16 protein-coding genes are annotated in these 14,041 nt (G+C 42.4%); 8 read left to right on the top strand and 8 right to left on the bottom strand.

The features are described 5' to 3' along the window. Positions 1–61: 61 nt before the first annotated feature. Positions 62–949, bottom strand: a complete 888-nt coding sequence (locus tag ACSX1A_RS10720; protein ID WP_439879649.1) for a hypothetical protein — start codon at positions 947–949, stop codon at positions 62–64. Positions 950–1,057: 108 nt separating this feature from the next. On the opposite strand from ACSX1A_RS10720, the gene ACSX1A_RS10715 reads away from it, so the two are divergent. Then, positions 1,058–1,924, top strand: coding sequence for a helix-turn-helix transcriptional regulator (locus ACSX1A_RS10715; RefSeq protein ID WP_439879648.1), 867 nt, complete (start codon positions 1,058–1,060; stop codon positions 1,922–1,924). Between the two features lie 52 nt (positions 1,925–1,976). On the opposite strand, the gene ACSX1A_RS10710 is transcribed toward ACSX1A_RS10715, so the two are convergent. The 3 genes from ACSX1A_RS10710 to ACSX1A_RS10700 all read right to left on the bottom strand — a co-directional run bounded on the left by ACSX1A_RS10710 (position 1,977) and on the right by ACSX1A_RS10700 (position 4,964). After that, a complete protein-coding gene (locus ACSX1A_RS10710) occupies positions 1,977–2,615 on the bottom strand; it encodes a pyridoxamine 5'-phosphate oxidase family protein (protein ID WP_439879647.1) in 639 nt (212 codons plus the stop codon). Then, positions 2,602–3,186, bottom strand: coding sequence for a cysteine hydrolase family protein (locus ACSX1A_RS10705; RefSeq protein ID WP_439879646.1), 585 nt, complete (start codon positions 3,184–3,186; stop codon positions 2,602–2,604). Before ACSX1A_RS10705 ends, ACSX1A_RS10710 begins: the two co-directional genes overlap by 14 nt. A gap of 797 nt (positions 3,187–3,983) precedes the next feature. Beyond that, positions 3,984–4,964 (bottom strand): HNH endonuclease family protein, encoded by a 981-nt coding sequence (locus tag ACSX1A_RS10700; protein ID WP_439879645.1) that lies wholly within the window; start codon positions 4,962–4,964, stop codon positions 3,984–3,986. Positions 4,965–5,174: 210 nt separating this feature from the next. On the opposite strand from ACSX1A_RS10700, the gene ACSX1A_RS10695 reads away from it, so the two are divergent. Continuing rightward, complete coding sequence (locus ACSX1A_RS10695) at positions 5,175–5,375, top strand: hypothetical protein (RefSeq protein WP_439879644.1); 201 nt, start codon at positions 5,175–5,177, stop codon at positions 5,373–5,375. A 612-nt stretch (positions 5,376–5,987) separates the two neighbouring features. On the opposite strand, the gene ACSX1A_RS10690 is transcribed toward ACSX1A_RS10695, so the two are convergent. Both ACSX1A_RS10690 and ACSX1A_RS10685 read right to left on the bottom strand, forming a co-directional pair. Next, positions 5,988–6,164 (bottom strand): hypothetical protein, encoded by a 177-nt coding sequence (locus ACSX1A_RS10690; RefSeq protein ID WP_439879643.1) that lies wholly within the window; start codon positions 6,162–6,164, stop codon positions 5,988–5,990. Positions 6,165–6,784: 620 nt separating this feature from the next. After that, positions 6,785–7,186: a helix-turn-helix domain-containing protein gene (locus ACSX1A_RS10685; protein ID WP_219856011.1), complete on the bottom strand. Its 402-nt coding sequence runs from the start codon at positions 7,184–7,186 to the stop codon at positions 6,785–6,787. A 37-nt stretch (positions 7,187–7,223) separates the two neighbouring features. Here ACSX1A_RS10685 and ACSX1A_RS10680 point away from each other — a divergent pair, with 37 nt between their 5' ends. Then, positions 7,224–7,397, top strand: a complete 174-nt coding sequence (locus ACSX1A_RS10680) for a Blp family class II bacteriocin (RefSeq protein WP_140624238.1) — start codon at positions 7,224–7,226, stop codon at positions 7,395–7,397. A gap of 75 nt (positions 7,398–7,472) precedes the next feature. Here ACSX1A_RS10680 and ACSX1A_RS10675 read toward each other — a convergent pair whose 3' ends face one another. Further along, the gene (locus tag ACSX1A_RS10675) at positions 7,473–8,099 is read right to left on the bottom strand and encodes a rhomboid family intramembrane serine protease (RefSeq protein ID WP_439879642.1); all 627 of its coding nucleotides are present in this window, start codon (positions 8,097–8,099) and stop codon (positions 7,473–7,475) included. Positions 8,100–8,297: 198 nt separating this feature from the next. Between ACSX1A_RS10675 and ACSX1A_RS10670 the strand changes: the two genes are divergently transcribed. The 5 genes from ACSX1A_RS10670 (at position 8,298) to ACSX1A_RS10650 (ending at position 12,495) form a co-directional block, all read left to right on the top strand. Further along, on the top strand, positions 8,298–8,510 hold the full coding sequence (locus tag ACSX1A_RS10670; protein WP_439879641.1) for a hypothetical protein: 213 nt from the start codon (positions 8,298–8,300) through the stop codon (positions 8,508–8,510). A 484-nt stretch (positions 8,511–8,994) separates the two neighbouring features. Next, positions 8,995–9,654 (top strand): hypothetical protein, encoded by a 660-nt coding sequence (locus tag ACSX1A_RS10665; protein WP_439879640.1) that lies wholly within the window; start codon positions 8,995–8,997, stop codon positions 9,652–9,654. A gap of 1 nt (position 9,655) precedes the next feature. Beyond that, a complete protein-coding gene (locus ACSX1A_RS10660; protein ID WP_439879639.1) occupies positions 9,656–10,171 on the top strand; it encodes a peroxiredoxin family protein in 516 nt (171 codons plus the stop codon). 144 nt (positions 10,172–10,315) lie between these two features. After that, positions 10,316–11,539 (top strand): cysteine peptidase family C39 domain-containing protein, encoded by a 1,224-nt coding sequence (locus ACSX1A_RS10655; protein WP_439879638.1) that lies wholly within the window; start codon positions 10,316–10,318, stop codon positions 11,537–11,539. Continuing rightward, complete coding sequence (locus tag ACSX1A_RS10650; RefSeq protein WP_439879637.1) at positions 11,506–12,495, top strand: ATP-binding cassette domain-containing protein; 990 nt, start codon at positions 11,506–11,508, stop codon at positions 12,493–12,495. Before ACSX1A_RS10655 ends, ACSX1A_RS10650 begins: the two co-directional genes overlap by 34 nt. Before the next feature lie 449 nt (positions 12,496–12,944). Here ACSX1A_RS10650 and ACSX1A_RS10645 read toward each other — a convergent pair whose 3' ends face one another. Next, positions 12,945–13,235, bottom strand: coding sequence for a hypothetical protein (locus tag ACSX1A_RS10645; protein WP_439879636.1), 291 nt, complete (start codon positions 13,233–13,235; stop codon positions 12,945–12,947). Between the last annotated feature and the right edge of the window lie 806 nt (positions 13,236–14,041).

Here is a 14,041-nt window from a genome sequence, read left to right as displayed (position 1 = left end):
CTTATAAATTGTAGCAGTAGTAAATTTGATCAAGGGACTCCTTTCAAACTACACTTCGGCTTTATCTGCCGTTCAGTGCAATGCGGTAAACCTTACCATCCATAATCGTAGGTACCCAAAGTACCTGCTCTTTGCTGTCGAGCCACATGTCTGCAGGTCCGGCAAAATGTATCGGTAATGCAAGTGCGTTTAGGCTGCCGTCTTTAAGATTAATGGCGATGATTTCCCCGGCTTTATCAAAAGACACCCAACTGGAAAGTAGTATGGCATCGGTGGTGAGCGCAAGGCCATCATAATAGCCTTTGGCTTGTGTAATCTGCGCTGCGGTGGAAGGTTTTCCGATAGTGACTGCGTAAAGTTCTCCGGTCGGCTGGCCGTTCTCGCCAAACCCGTTCACGTAAAGGATCTTTTTGCTGGGGTCATATTTCAGCCCGTTTGCCCCGATAATTTTTATTGGAAGTATAAGCTCCTCAAAACTTCCTTTCCCTGTAATGTTAACCTTAAAAATTTTGCCTGCATCCGTGGCTGTTACTACCAGTTGCTGTTTATCCAGTACCTCTATATCATTGAGGAACGCTGAGACTGAGTGCAGTTTTAAGTCAAATGTCTTCCTGCGGGATTTCAGATCAAAACCCACCACACGGTCAATGTCTGTTACATACAATGTATTACCGTTGATGACCATCCCCTTTGGGGCATGCAACGTATCGGCAGGCAATGGAAGAAAGTGTTGTTCCAGCATCTCTCCTTCTGCGGAAAGAAGCGATATATAACCATCTCCGTCTTTCTGTGCAGGTTGCAGTTGGTGCCCTACGTTAGAAACGTACACCAGCTTGCCCTGCTGCAGGACGCTCTCAGGAGAAGCAAAGCCAGTTAGTACTTTAATTTGCTGTGCTTTGGCGTTGCTGACACTTATCAAAAGCAGCAATGATAACAGTGTAATTTTCATAGGTTTATATTTTTCATCGTTATTTTGGACACAAAATTATGTTGCACTTTCTTCATGTACTTTGCTGAAAAGATCTAATTTTGTTGTTTTCAGCTCAAGCTCCGTTTTATGGTCAGACTTCCACAATACTTCGAATTAAACCGTCCTGATTTGATCACGCAGCTACCTGCCATTTCGGTAGTCCGGTATCAACAGTCTCAGAACCAACATCGCAACGAAGTATACCTGACCCGCCATCTAATTGCCTTTGTGCTAAATGGGAAAAAGATCCTGCATCAGAATGCAGAAGAATACCATGTAGAAAAAGGGGAAGGTATCTTTATAAAAGCGGGCTGTTATGCCATGTCTGAAATTGTACCTGCAGACAGTGATTTCCAGAGCCTTTTGTTTTTTATGGATGATAGCCTAGTGGCTGATTTTTTGAATGAAAATATAGCCTTTTCTAAGAGCAAATCACCAGCATACCATTCCCCTGTTTTTAAATTAAAGGTAACCAGCCGGCTTGCGCAGTACCTGCATTCTGTTACAGAAATAAATCAGCTTAACGGCTTGGTAAGTGAAAGCTTTACACATCTTAAAAGCATGGAGCTTTTTTACCAGTTGCTGCTGGATAAAGACAATTGCGCTTTTCAGGGTTTCCTGTTATCGCTTCAGCAAAACAGGGCTACGTTACTGCATACAACCATGGAGCAGTGCTTCGACAAGCCGTTAACATTAGCGGAGTTTGCTAAGCTAACAGCACGAAGCCTGGCAACGTTTAAGCGTGATTTTGAAAAACACTACCACACCAGCCCTGGCAAATGGATACGGGAAAGACGTTTGCAGAAAGCGTATTACCTGCTTCGGTTTACTGATAAAACAGTAACCGAAGTTTGCGATGTTTGCGGCTTTGAAAACCTCTCTCATTTTTCTCAGGCTTACAGAAAAAGGTTTGCATTTACACCGAAAGACACTGTTTTAACGCAAAAAGCTTAGCAGCTACAAACTCGCCTACTGCACCCGTTCTGTCCGACATCAAAATAAAGCTTTACTGGTAAACCGGAAGAGGCATACCTTCAGCCATATCAGGGCTGGGCACAGGAGTCTCCCAGCACATTTTCAACGGGATATAGCCTGTCCATGCTTTTCGATGCAACTCGCTTTTTATGTTATGAGGCTGGCCTTCCCTTATTTTAGCTGAAGCCGCTTCCAACGGGAAACACACCACTGATGTCGCCTTCAGCTCTTCATTGGAGGGTAGCTTAATATCATCCTCCCAGCGCCCAGGCAGCAGTTTATCCGTAAATGCTTTCAGTACATCAATTTTCATTTGCTCATCCCTTTCTTCAAAAGGCCTAGCGAATGCTATCACCGAACGATAATTGAACGAATGGTTGAAGGCGGTGTTAGCGAGCACCATGCCGTCCAACAGCGACACAGTCAGGCATACTTTCTCGTTCTGGCAAATCTGGCGGATAAAGTGACTCTTAACGGAACCATGGATATACAGCTTGTCATCAAGGCGCACAAAACCTGTCGGGATGGCCATCGGAATGTCATCGGCAACGTACGAAATCGTAATATCCAATGCCTCGTCCAAAATAGAATGTATGGTTTCCTTGTCATAAGAGCCACGGTGGGGGTCGCGGCTCATCTTGGTTAGCGGTTGGATGCTATACGTTGACATGACCGTTTACTTCAACATTAGTTAACATGTCTGCTGTATGCACAATGGTGGCAAATTCCTCATGCAGGTTGGCCAGGGAAATCCGGTGTACCTCCTCTGATTTATAAAGCACGCCGTCATGGCCTATCCGGTCGAAGGTAGCGGTGGCATCGGCGGCTACAAACACCTTAAAGCCATAGTTTCCGGCCATGCGGGCGGTAGTAGATACGCAATGGTTCGTAATGAAGCCCACGATCAACAGGCTTTTGATGCCTTGTTCCTCGAGGTATGCCTGCAGTTGTGTACCAATAAAAGCGCTGTTCACTTGCTTCTCAAACAAAGGTTCCCCGGCAATAGGCATTGCGCAGGACATGATCTGGTTACCCGCGTTGGTGGCATGCAGAAGCGAATGCGGGTTTCTGGAATTGTGCTTCACGTGAATGATAGGCCAGCCTTTTCTTCTCCACTCGCTCAGAAGCGAATCAATGTTCTGCTCTGCCTGTGGGTTGTTACGGTTACCACCCCAGTAGGCTTCATTTTTAAATGCTTGCTGCACGTCAATCAGCAGCAGGGCTGTTTCATTTTTGCTCATAGTTTTTAGATTTATTTTTAGCAAATGTATAGCTTGTATGGACTAGCTATGTATGCCAGTTTTTTTAAATTTAGTGGTCCAGTGTTTGTCCCTGCCCCTTCAGATTTTCTCCGGTTAGGCAAATTGAAATTGTCGTTGTGGGTCCCGTTAGCTGAAGGACTGGCATGTCTGATAAACCAGTGTGTGAGTAAGCCTGGGCAGCAACATCCGGGTTCAGATAATATGGCCGAGAGACTGTACCTGAACCGGGTGGGAGTGGCAGCCGAGGAATTGTAGGCTTAGGGTTAAGTAAGGGAGTGTTACCGGAGGGGCATTTTGACTATAAAAAGCTACTATTGGTTAAAGCTACAGGAAGTAGTAGTGTAGCTGGCGGATCAAGCATTTGGGTTCTTTGCTAAATCAAGCTCTCTTTTAGAAGCACCTGCAACACAACCTATCAGCGCTGAAGTTTTTCAAGGGGCTACAGAACCTTCGACTGAGTGCCCAGCACTTGTTAGCCAGTGCATGTGCCCCGTATAACGAATAAAGACAATTTATGGCCTCTGGAGGAATGAAGATAGGGCTTTTAGAATCCAGTTGACATAGCACTTTCAGAAATGGGTGGAGAGGTAAGAGCCTAAAGGCTTGATTTATTGAGAGATAAAAATGCAACCGCATAGTAACTGCTTTGTATACGCTGGGGTTTATCATTTTAATATATCACTAAATTGACAGATATGCTTTCTTAAAATTCTTACGAACGCAAAGCCGCAAAACAATAGCTTAGGTAATAAGATGGGCTGAAATCGGACATAAAGTTATTTTTTTGGTTGTATAGTTATAAATTTAATATAATAATTTATAAATTTCAATTGTAAAAGAGTGATTCCGTTACCGCATCTCATCGTATTTTTTTGTGCTGCGGATAAAGGATCTATGTGCAGAAAAGCAGGGCGGTACGGCTGATTAAACCTGAAAATAGCCAAAGCCATGTCTTTCAGTGCTTCTGCTCTGCCAGTGACGGTTGCGGCGTCCCATTGCGGTTGCTGGGCAATATCCTGGTTCATGGCCACAGAAGACTGCTCAAAGATCGGCTTCTTTTGGGTGAAGCTGTCGTTGGCACCCGCCACGTTGTCATCCGGCCCCATGATGGTGAGGTTTCCCAGCGTATTTTTCAACGGCTCCAGGTCTGGATCAACGTTGGTCCCTTGCGCATTGCGGGGGTAAACATGCTCCAGGGTCGTTGTCGCAAAGTCATACATCCTGGACTTGTCCTGGCAAACCGGCTTTCCGGCTGCGCCCTGCCTGTACCAGCGGTAGTAGTGCTCCAACGTGAGGAGGAAGTATTTCAGGGGCTGGTTTCCCCCGCCTTCCTTGTAGTTCAGGCTGTCGAGCAGGCTCCGGAACTGTGCGTCCGGTATCTTGCTGTTCTGCAGGCCCTGCAACGCTGTTTCAAGCGAGTGTAGACTGTAAGCGCCTGGGTTTGCCCGAATGGCCACAGACTGGGCATAGATGTTGTTCACGAATGGAGTGACATGTTGGTTGCCTATGACCTTGAAACGGAACATAAAGCGTTCGAGCAGCTGGACGGTGTCTGAGAACTGGCCCGGGGTAAGTTTACAGGCAGCCAGGAGCAGCGGTGTGGTCACGGTAATGCGCAGCTCCCGGAGCAGAAGCGAGAGCCTGTTGACGTCCCATGGGGTAATAGGCCTTCTTTGTGGGAAGGGCCACTCTCCATTTGCCAGGGTGCGGCAGTGGCAGATCTCGGTGTGGAGCTCCTGGGTCCTGGCCAGGATCACGTTGGCGTCTGTGGTGCTGATCGAAGGGGTATGTTTTTTCCGGTGGCAGTTGTATCCTGATCACCCTTTTTACCTGATGAAGCCGTTGAAGAATGGAGGCTTTTGGGGAAGCATCTGTGGTATTTGTGCACCTTTGGTAATATATAGAGTTTTTAATGTATAAAATATTGTTTATTATGCATAAAATTATGCTATGCCTCCACAAAATGTATGAAAACAAGAACGGACATATTTTTGAAACTGGTGGAAACCGCATCGAAAGAGGAAGTGCGCTACATGTACACGCATTTGGAACGCGTTATGGAAGAGCGAAAAGCTTTCATCAAACGCAAAGCAGGTGTTTCCATTGTTGTTTGTGACCCAATGAGCATTGAGGTGCAGGGGGATAGATCAACCATAAATGATGACTGAGAAAGGGTAACTCTTCGTAGCCGCCCTCAAAGCCTACGCCTCCTTCGTCGTCCTCTCTCACAACCACCCCTTCAGGCAATCTCACCTAGTGTAGCGGGCTTGCAGCTGCCTATAAAAAGATGGGTGAAAAACTGCTCGGATCGCCGTGTTCTACCGCTTTAACCTCATTAAAGTGAGCTAGACTCTTTCGCAAAAGAAGGGTTGCTGTACCCCTTCTTTTGTTTATGGAACAGATGCCTATCATCAATGAGTTGATGTTATTATGTAGAAACTCCTTTTCTACAGCATGCTGTAAAGTAAAATTTAGAATATGTAATTGAATCTGAATCAAGGCAATTTTAACGTACTACAGCTTTTATTAGTAGCGTTTGATTTGAACCTACATTTCTCCCTTAGTATCCTAATATCCTGGCTGAGTAAGATCAAGTACCTTAGTTTAGTGCTGGGTGATCTTGATGTTGGTGTGCCCCAGAGTTCTGGACATGCTCTCCATCGGGTTCCGTTGATCATTGTAACGCTGGTGGGAAAGGTATGATGAGCGGTGTGAAAGGTAACTCCTTTGTGATGCCGCATACGTCAATGATCCCTTTCAGGTAGGCGTTGATCCTCGGGTTACTTAGTACGGGCAAGAGGCAGTTCATGTACAGGTAAGGCACTGCGGATGCTCTTTGTACCTGTGCAGATGCTGGAAACAGGGGCAATGCGTAGGGGTGCCGATCTTCTGTCGTAGGACCAGGGAGCCACGCTCTCCGTCTGTACCTTTGGTGATATTTTAATTAACTGTTGCACGTCAGTTAGTCAAAGACGTTCAAACAGCATATCAGAAAAAGTGTACCGGACCTGTGAAATATGCTTGGTCACCATTCCTTTAGCTGCTATTTCCTCGAATTCTTCTTTCATCAGGTACACCCGTTCGAGCTGCTTTACTTTACCTCTGTAATGCAGTAGGTCTTTTTCTCAAACAGGCCCTTATGCAGGCATTCGGGGATCACTATTTTAAGCAGCTTGATGTACTTTGAGATTGAGCTGTTAGACCAGCCACTGATGCCCCACAGGTAAAACTCACAATCCGAGACTAAACCATTGCCACTTTCTTATGCCTATGTCCATTATTCCGTAGGGAATCTTTTTTGTTACTTTAGAAAACAAAAAGCGGCTTAAACTGTAGTGAAAGCCGCTTTTTGCTTATTGCTCTGTAGCCCGGATGGGAATTGTAATTCACTTTTATTCGACTCTACCTATCAATGGGTTATGGGGTTGTTTATCGTTGACTCACCGAAGCGCACATCACTTATTAGCTTTCAGTTTGGCTGCAAAACACTTTACCCAAAATTATGAAGTTTTATAAACTTTGGACAAAGAGATTTATAACTCGCATTTTAATACATTAGTGATGTATAAAAGAAAACTTACCTAAACCTTCCCTTTAATAAGGCATATAAACTTACCTTTAGCCGTAGCCATAGTTCCGGTAGCCCGTACAAGTTAATTCCGCTGCTTGCCACAGGCTGCGGCAGCAACTCATAAATTGAAACATTCAGAACATTGGCTATCTCGTAAACTCTTCTAACCGTTACCTCCGTATCACCTCGTTCTATTTTGGAGTAAGCGTTTTGAGAGATTTTAAGGTAATATGCCATATATTCTTGGCTATACCCTTTCTGTAACCTTTGATTTCTAATAATTTCACCAACCATTGCATTAATTAAAATTGCAATAACAAAATAATGCTTTTCATCTAAAACGACAAGCTCTAAATTAAAACCAGTGGGTTTACCATCTGTTTTTACGCTTCCAGACCTTTGTTCCAATTCCTAATAAAGGGAAGAAACTCAAAAGATTAAGCAAATGAAAAACTTAACATTAGATGAAATGGAAAAAGTTCAGGGCGGTGATGCAACTGAATGTGGAACAGCGTTAGTAGCAGGGGTTCTTGCAGGAGGAATTATTGGCAGTGGCTTAGGTGCTGTAGCAGGTGCAGTCATAGTAGGAACCAGTTCATCTTGTTTAGACTGGTGGTAAACATAGCCATAAAGCAGTGGGTGTATTTATATAAGATGCATCTGCTGCTCTTAAGGTTTTTTCACATGCTTAACATTATAAACTCCTAACAATACTATCTATTACTTCAGGATAAAAAATAAAGATGAGAATAGTGCCAGCTATTGCTCCACAGAGATGCCCATAATGATCTATTTTCTCCATCGGCCTTTTCTTTGTAGCGTAAACACACCCAACTAAGATAAAGATAATATAATAGATATTAGGAAGAGGGCCAATGATAGGCACTATGAGCATACTATCTAGTGGATGTAGAGATGCAAATCCGCATATTAAGGCCAGCACTCCTCCTGAAGCACCAAGACTATTAAACCAGAAATCTTCTCTGTACCTGACAACTGTACCACAACTACTGATAAAGATACTTAAAAAATAAAGCATCAGCAGTTGCATATGTCCCCACTCACTCAGCGCAACAAAGTCCTCTTCAAGTTTTACACTAAATATAAATACAGCAAATGCATTAAATAACAAATGTAGCCAATTACTATGTACTAAGCTACTTGTGACTAATGTATGCCACCGCTTGCCCCTGTTCACGCTATATGGGTGCAGTACAAAAAGGGCCTTTAATTTCTTGTTATAAAAAGCAGCAACACTTACAGCTATGGTTATAATTAAAATTGTCGCAGTTACGGGTGCTTGTAAAATTTCCTGTTCCACTTGCAAAAAGTATTGTTCTACCTGCTAAGATAGTTAATAAAAGCCTGCTCTGGACAACGCTTAATACAAAAAGTTAGCTTCTTCGCTAAAACCTATAGCTCTAAATCAGAGCTATAGGTTTTAGCGAAGAAAAGCCATAAGCAGCATCTTTGTATCAATTCCTACTGTTAGGAAGAAATAGAAAATCCCTTATATTTTATGAAAACTTTAAAATTGAACCAGATGTTAAAAATTGAAGCTGGTAGTGATGCAAATTGTGATGGTATTTACTACTCATGTATTGGTGCTGCTGCATTGGCAGGGGCAGCCGGAGTTGCAGCTACTGGAGGCCTAGCAGTTTACTTTGCGGTTGCTGCTAGTGGTATGGCTATGGAATACTGCAGACAACAAGCCATAGGTTGTCAAGGTTAAAGCTATGATAAGTAAGGGTGTTTACAAAACATCCTTACTTATTGAATTAAATTATAAATACACAATTAAATACTAACATGAAGACAAAAATTTATAAAATTTTAGGTTTATTTGTATTTTTATTAGCATTTATACTATTCTTTCTTAAAATATATTTGTATATATATTATGTTCCTTTACTAATAGCAGGTCTCTATATTGGGTATAAAAGAATCCAGCTAATGAGCTCAGATCAAAGAAAAAGGGAGTTTATTTATAAAGGTACCGGATTTATTCTTCTTATAGTTGCCTTCTTTTATTATTGGAATCAATAAAATGTGACCTATAATAGGTAAACAATTAAATAACGTTTCTCAGAAGTTAAATAATACAAATAAGTAATGGCTAATAAAGTTATTGAATAATAGCAGGGCTATACTGCTAAATTATATAAACCAAAATTGTGCAGTTTAAATAAGAAAATTCACAAGTAATTATACCTTTTATGCGTTTGAATTCCATCTTTAATCAATATAGAATACAAAGCTTGCTCGTATTTTTAATAATTGTTAGTTTGTTTCTACTGTTTGTATCCAAAAAACTTTTATTAGATGATGGCTTATACTATGAAGCGTTTAGTGAGCAGTTATCAATTTCTCAAATTAGCTCTTTAATCGAACGGCAAAATAATTATGAAATATTAACCTATACACTTGTTGCGGTTACAATATTTGTTAAATGCAGTGTTATTGCTTTAATATTATATACAGGAACCATATGTATGGGTGTAAAAATTGAATTTAATAAAATTTTTAAGATTGCAATTATTTCAGATTTCATTTTCTTAATCCCTAATATATTAAAAATAGGTTGGTTTTGTTTCATTCAAAGTAACTATACCCTTAGTGATCTCCAGTTTTTCTATCCTCTTTCGGCGTTAAACATATTTGAAACGAATAGTATTTCACAGATCTGGATATATCCTTTACAATTGCTCAACGTGTTTGAGGTAGCTTATTGGTTTCTTTTGGCCTTTGGTATTCATAGGTTAATCAAGTCGAATTTTGACAAATCTTTAAAACTTGTACTCAGCAGCTATATACCTGCTATGCTTTTGTGGGTGGTATTTATTATGTTTTTAACTGTTACGTTTAATCCCGCTTAGCATGGAAAGACCTGTACGTTTGATAATTGGCTTACTCTTTATTGGGGCACTGGTGTTTATGTCTACTAAAGTATATTTAAAAAACCAACAGAATATTGCCATTAAGCAGGCCAGGCAAATGCTTCCCGCTTTTGAGTTTTACACCTTAGACGGAGTAGCCTTTTCAGGTAATATGGTCGAGCAAGGAAGAAATATCTGCTTTGTGTATTTTGATCCGGATTGTGTGTACTGCGAACATGAGACAGAAGAAATAATTCGTCACATTCAGCAGTTCGGAAACGCACAGATCCTGATGGTGTCGGCCAGTACACCGGAAAAAATTGAAGCCTTTGCACAGGAATACAAGCTCGCCAGCTACCCGGCCATCCAAGTGCTCTGGGACAGAAAGCACTTGTTTTACAAATGGTTTGGAAAAGCTGTAGTCCCATCGGTATTTATTTACGACAGTCAAAAACAGCTGGTAAAAGCATACTTCGGAGCGACAAAAATGGAGGCAATCACAAAGCATTTAAACTAAGCCCCCGGCACAACTGACCTGCACCTACCTCTACTGAGTCAGCAACAACTTCATAAAATTTATAAAGCACTGATTTTTGAAAGCCTGAGAAGGCAGCCGGCAATTTCTTTGCCCTTACAAACGCTTTACTCAAACTTAATTCCTATGGCTTCCGCTATTAAACATATCTGTAAGACTTTTCAGCTCCAGCATGACCAAAGCGACTGTGGTGTGGCCGGGCTCCTGAGCATCATTAATTACCACAAAGGCACCCATACACTGGAGAAACTGCGCCAGGAAAGTGGTACCAGCACTACCGGCACAACGCTGCTGGGCCTTTACCAGTGTGCCGAAAATAATGGATTTGATGTGCAGGGGGTAGAGTTGGACTTTAAGCACCTGCGCCAGCAACAGCAGCCTTGCCTTCTGCATGTAGTTATGGAAGACAGGTTGCAACATTACGTGGTTTACTATGGTGAGCAGCAAAGTTCTTCGCACAAAAGCTTTTTAATTGGTGACCCAGCAAAGGGCATTGTTAAAATGAACGAAGCAGAACTCGCTCAGATATGGAAAAGCAAAGCCGCCTTGTTACTTAAGCCTAATGCTGAATTTGTATATCAAAAAGCAGAGCAGAAGAATAAATGGCAGTGGTTTAGAGCGCTGATTGAAACAGATGTAAACATTCTTATTGTTACCATTGTACTAGGGCTTATCATTGCTGTTGCTGGCTTGTTTATGGCCGTTTTCTCTCAGAAACTGATAGACGACATCTTGCCTTCGGGCGAACTGGAACGTTTGATTTTGGGTCTGATGCTCCTATTCATTATACTATTATTCAAAAGCGCTTTTACCTACCTGCGGCAGCATTTTGTGTTGCATCAGAGCAAGGCTTTTAACGAGCGCATCACAGGCAGTTTTCTACATGCGCTCTTCTACCTGCCCAAGTCATTCTTCGACCACCGCAAAACAGGTGATATGACAGCTCGCCTGAACGACACACAACGCATCCAGAAAAATATTGCTTATGTTACCGGAACCGTGTTTGTGGATATTCTTGTGATAGGCGTCACACTAATCTTCCTCTTCAATTATTCTGCACCTATCGCACTGCTTTGTCTGGCATTTATACCTGTTATTGTCTTTACTGTTTTTAGGTTTATTACCCCTATAAAAAGACAGCAGCAACAGGTAATGGCTGCTTATGCCCGCACCGAAAGCAGTTATGTAAACCACATCCAGGGTGTGGCTGCAATCAAGGAAAATAACCGCGAAGACTTTTTTGCCAGCGTTACCCAGCAGGTTTTCGGATTGTATCTGGCATCGGGTTTTCACTGGGCAAAACAGCCAACAAATTTATGTTTGTCTCCGATGTGCTTGGAGTTTCTATGACCATGACCATACTGTCCCTAACATCGTACCTGGTACTTCAGGAGCAGCTTCAGATTGGCGAAATGGTTGCCATCATTTCCATGGCTGGAAGCTTACTACCATCTGTACACCGCCTGGCGCAAACAAACATACAAATTCAGGAAGCTTATGTCGCTTTTGACAGGATGTACGAATTTGTATCGGTAGAACCAGAATACAAAAAAGAGTTGGAGCCGGTATATGAACTTGAGCTTTTTGATTTAGATGTACAGCGTCTTTTGTTCCGCTTCCCGGGCAGGAAAGCAATTCTAAATGATATTTCTTTTGCTGTAAGCAAAGGAGAATTGGTTGCCATACTGGGGGAAAGTGGCTGTGGCAAGAGCACCATTTTGCAACTGCTGCAGAAGTTTTACCATCCCGAAAAAGGCTGTATTGTGGTTAACGGGCAGGATATAAGGCAAATACCTACTACTGTATGGCGCAACACTATTGCCTCTGTACCCCAGGAAATCAATATCTTTAACGGTACAGTGTTGGAAAACATAACGCTGGGCGAAAAGATGAGCTCGGTGCAGGACTTTCATGGCTTTTGCCAGCAATATGGCTTTGATACCTATTTCGCTGAGCTGCCACAGGGTTACTATACTTTAGTAGGAGAAGAAGGCATCAACTTGTCCGGGGGGCAGAAGCAGATATTGGCTATCGCACGGGCGTTATTTAAACACCCTCAACTTTTATTGCTCGATGAGGCTACCTCCGCTATGGATAGAAACACTGAGCGTTTTGTTATTAACTTAATACACCAGCTTAAAGAAGAGATGGCAGTAGTGCTAGTAACCCACCGTATACATACAGCCAAAACTGCTGACAGGATTTATATTATAAAAGACGGAGTAATAGTTGACTCTGGTTGCCATTCTCAATTAATTACAAATAACAATCTTTATAGTCAATCTTTAGCTGATTATCTCGCCTGAAACTTTTGATACAAGTCATTGTTTTGCCCCTAGAGAGTTAAAGTTAATCCAATCATTAAGCAAATGGTTTGCAAGAATCTTATATTAAAGAGCACGCAAAGTTTCATGAACGGTTTTCAGATGTAAAAAATTGGATGCCTTTAATTAGGCAACTGCCTCGTCCATAATAGGTTGATACAAAAATAAACCTATTATGAAGAGAGCGACAGAGAAAAAAGTAAGCGCACTCAGCGGGACTATACCCTGGGCTTGAAGTTGGCTGAAGTCGCCGAGGTAGAGAAAGGGGATTTGATGTATAAGCAAGCCAAAAAAAGTACGGGATTCAGGGCAGAATGACCGTTTTAGTATGACTTCGCAGGCACGGACGCTTTTTTGGTAGGTAATCACTCGAATTGCAACAGTTTACTGGAGGCTTTTGTCAGGCAGCTATAGTATTTTTTAGCTGCTGCTCAGACCGGCTCTGCCTGTTGCGCCACTCGCTTCCGGATGTCTGTCTCTATTTCCTTTTGCTGCAGTCGTCCTTTGTGCCGCTCAGATGCTTTCACCTCCAGTGAGTAAAGGGTTTCCTTCAGGGTATTTACAAAGTTCCGTCTTCTCCAGTCGTGGTCAATCTCGCGGGTGAAGACCGTGATATCGGGAATGATCTCGATATCGGCATTTTGATAATGGACGTGGCGGGACAGGGATCTTTGGTGCAAAAAAGAATTTTGCACGCCGGGGATGGTTGTTTTAACATTCATCCCAAGTTGGTTGAAGGGGATTCCCCCGTTTTCCTGAGATGATGGTACAGCATCGCCTGGTAATGCAATTCTGAGGCTAGTATAAGCCTGCACTCACTGATAACCAGCTCAAAACATTGTGATATGGCTTTTCTGACTTCTTCCGGTAACTGTATCATTCCGTGTTTGTTTCTACTTCCGCCTGCATGCGCCCTTACAAAACCAGGCTCATACGTTCGTTTTGGGTAATGCTATTACCAGGAATTGAGAATGTTTTCTCTGATGCTATTTCCACTCCCATTACCAAGAACTACAACTGTATACTTTTCAGCTAATATATAGCATTAATTTCGTCTTGCAATTTTGTAGAAGTAGCATATATCCTCATGAACCTATGAGTATACAACCATTACATGTACAATTGATAATCATCTTTAACAACTGGATGAAAGCGGATAGGAGGCCTACTAAGAACATGCTGATGAACATCAGCTCCATGAGGAGCAAGGTGATTTTTTTCCTTTAGCCAGTTCCCTTAGCAAAGTGGGTACACCAATAAGCTACCACGGTAACAGACTTCGGCTATTCATTATCAACTGCCTGCAGCCGGAAATTATATAAACTTTCTTATCGATAATATAAAACCGTAGCCTGTTATCCACTCTACTTTTGCAGAGTCTTGGAGGGACAGGTATAGGTCGCGTTTTTCCTTGTACTAAAGGCATCGTGACAGAGCCAGCGGGACGTGCGTGGGAAAAACAAGCTGTTTTTCCCGGCTCGCTGCTTCTTACAAATGCGCTTTAGCCTTCCTGGCTACGGAGAACCAA

The organism is Pontibacter sp. MBLB2868, from assembly GCF_051904785.1.
Lineage (GTDB): Bacteria > Bacteroidota > Bacteroidia > Cytophagales > Hymenobacteraceae > Pontibacter.
This window is presented reverse-complemented; position numbering and strand designations above follow the sequence as displayed.

Excerpts from the sequence above, each read along its gene's own strand:
- ACSX1A_RS10720 (WP_439879649.1), bottom strand. The coding sequence starts at position 949 with ATGAAAATTACACTGTTATCATTGCTGCTTTTGATAAGTGTCAGCAAC.
- ACSX1A_RS10715 (WP_439879648.1), top strand. The coding sequence starts at position 1,058 with ATGGTCAGACTTCCACAATACTTCGAATTAAACCGTCCTGATTTGATC.
- ACSX1A_RS10710 (WP_439879647.1), bottom strand. The coding sequence starts at position 2,615 with ATGTCAACGTATAGCATCCAACCGCTAACCAAGATGAGCCGCGACCCC.
- ACSX1A_RS10705 (WP_439879646.1), bottom strand. The coding sequence starts at position 3,186 with ATGAGCAAAAATGAAACAGCCCTGCTGCTGATTGACGTGCAGCAAGCA.
- ACSX1A_RS10695 (WP_439879644.1), top strand. The coding sequence starts at position 5,175 with ATGAAAACAAGAACGGACATATTTTTGAAACTGGTGGAAACCGCATCG.
- ACSX1A_RS10680 (WP_140624238.1), top strand. The coding sequence starts at position 7,224 with ATGAAAAACTTAACATTAGATGAAATGGAAAAAGTTCAGGGCGGTGAT.
- ACSX1A_RS10670 (WP_439879641.1), top strand. The coding sequence starts at position 8,298 with ATGAAAACTTTAAAATTGAACCAGATGTTAAAAATTGAAGCTGGTAGT.
- ACSX1A_RS10665 (WP_439879640.1), top strand. The coding sequence starts at position 8,995 with ATGCGTTTGAATTCCATCTTTAATCAATATAGAATACAAAGCTTGCTC.
- ACSX1A_RS10660 (WP_439879639.1), top strand. The coding sequence starts at position 9,656 with ATGGAAAGACCTGTACGTTTGATAATTGGCTTACTCTTTATTGGGGCA.
- ACSX1A_RS10655 (WP_439879638.1), top strand. The coding sequence starts at position 10,316 with ATGGCTTCCGCTATTAAACATATCTGTAAGACTTTTCAGCTCCAGCAT.
- ACSX1A_RS10650 (WP_439879637.1), top strand. The coding sequence starts at position 11,506 with ATGTTTGTCTCCGATGTGCTTGGAGTTTCTATGACCATGACCATACTG.
- ACSX1A_RS10645 (WP_439879636.1), bottom strand. The coding sequence starts at position 13,235 with ATGAATGTTAAAACAACCATCCCCGGCGTGCAAAATTCTTTTTTGCAC.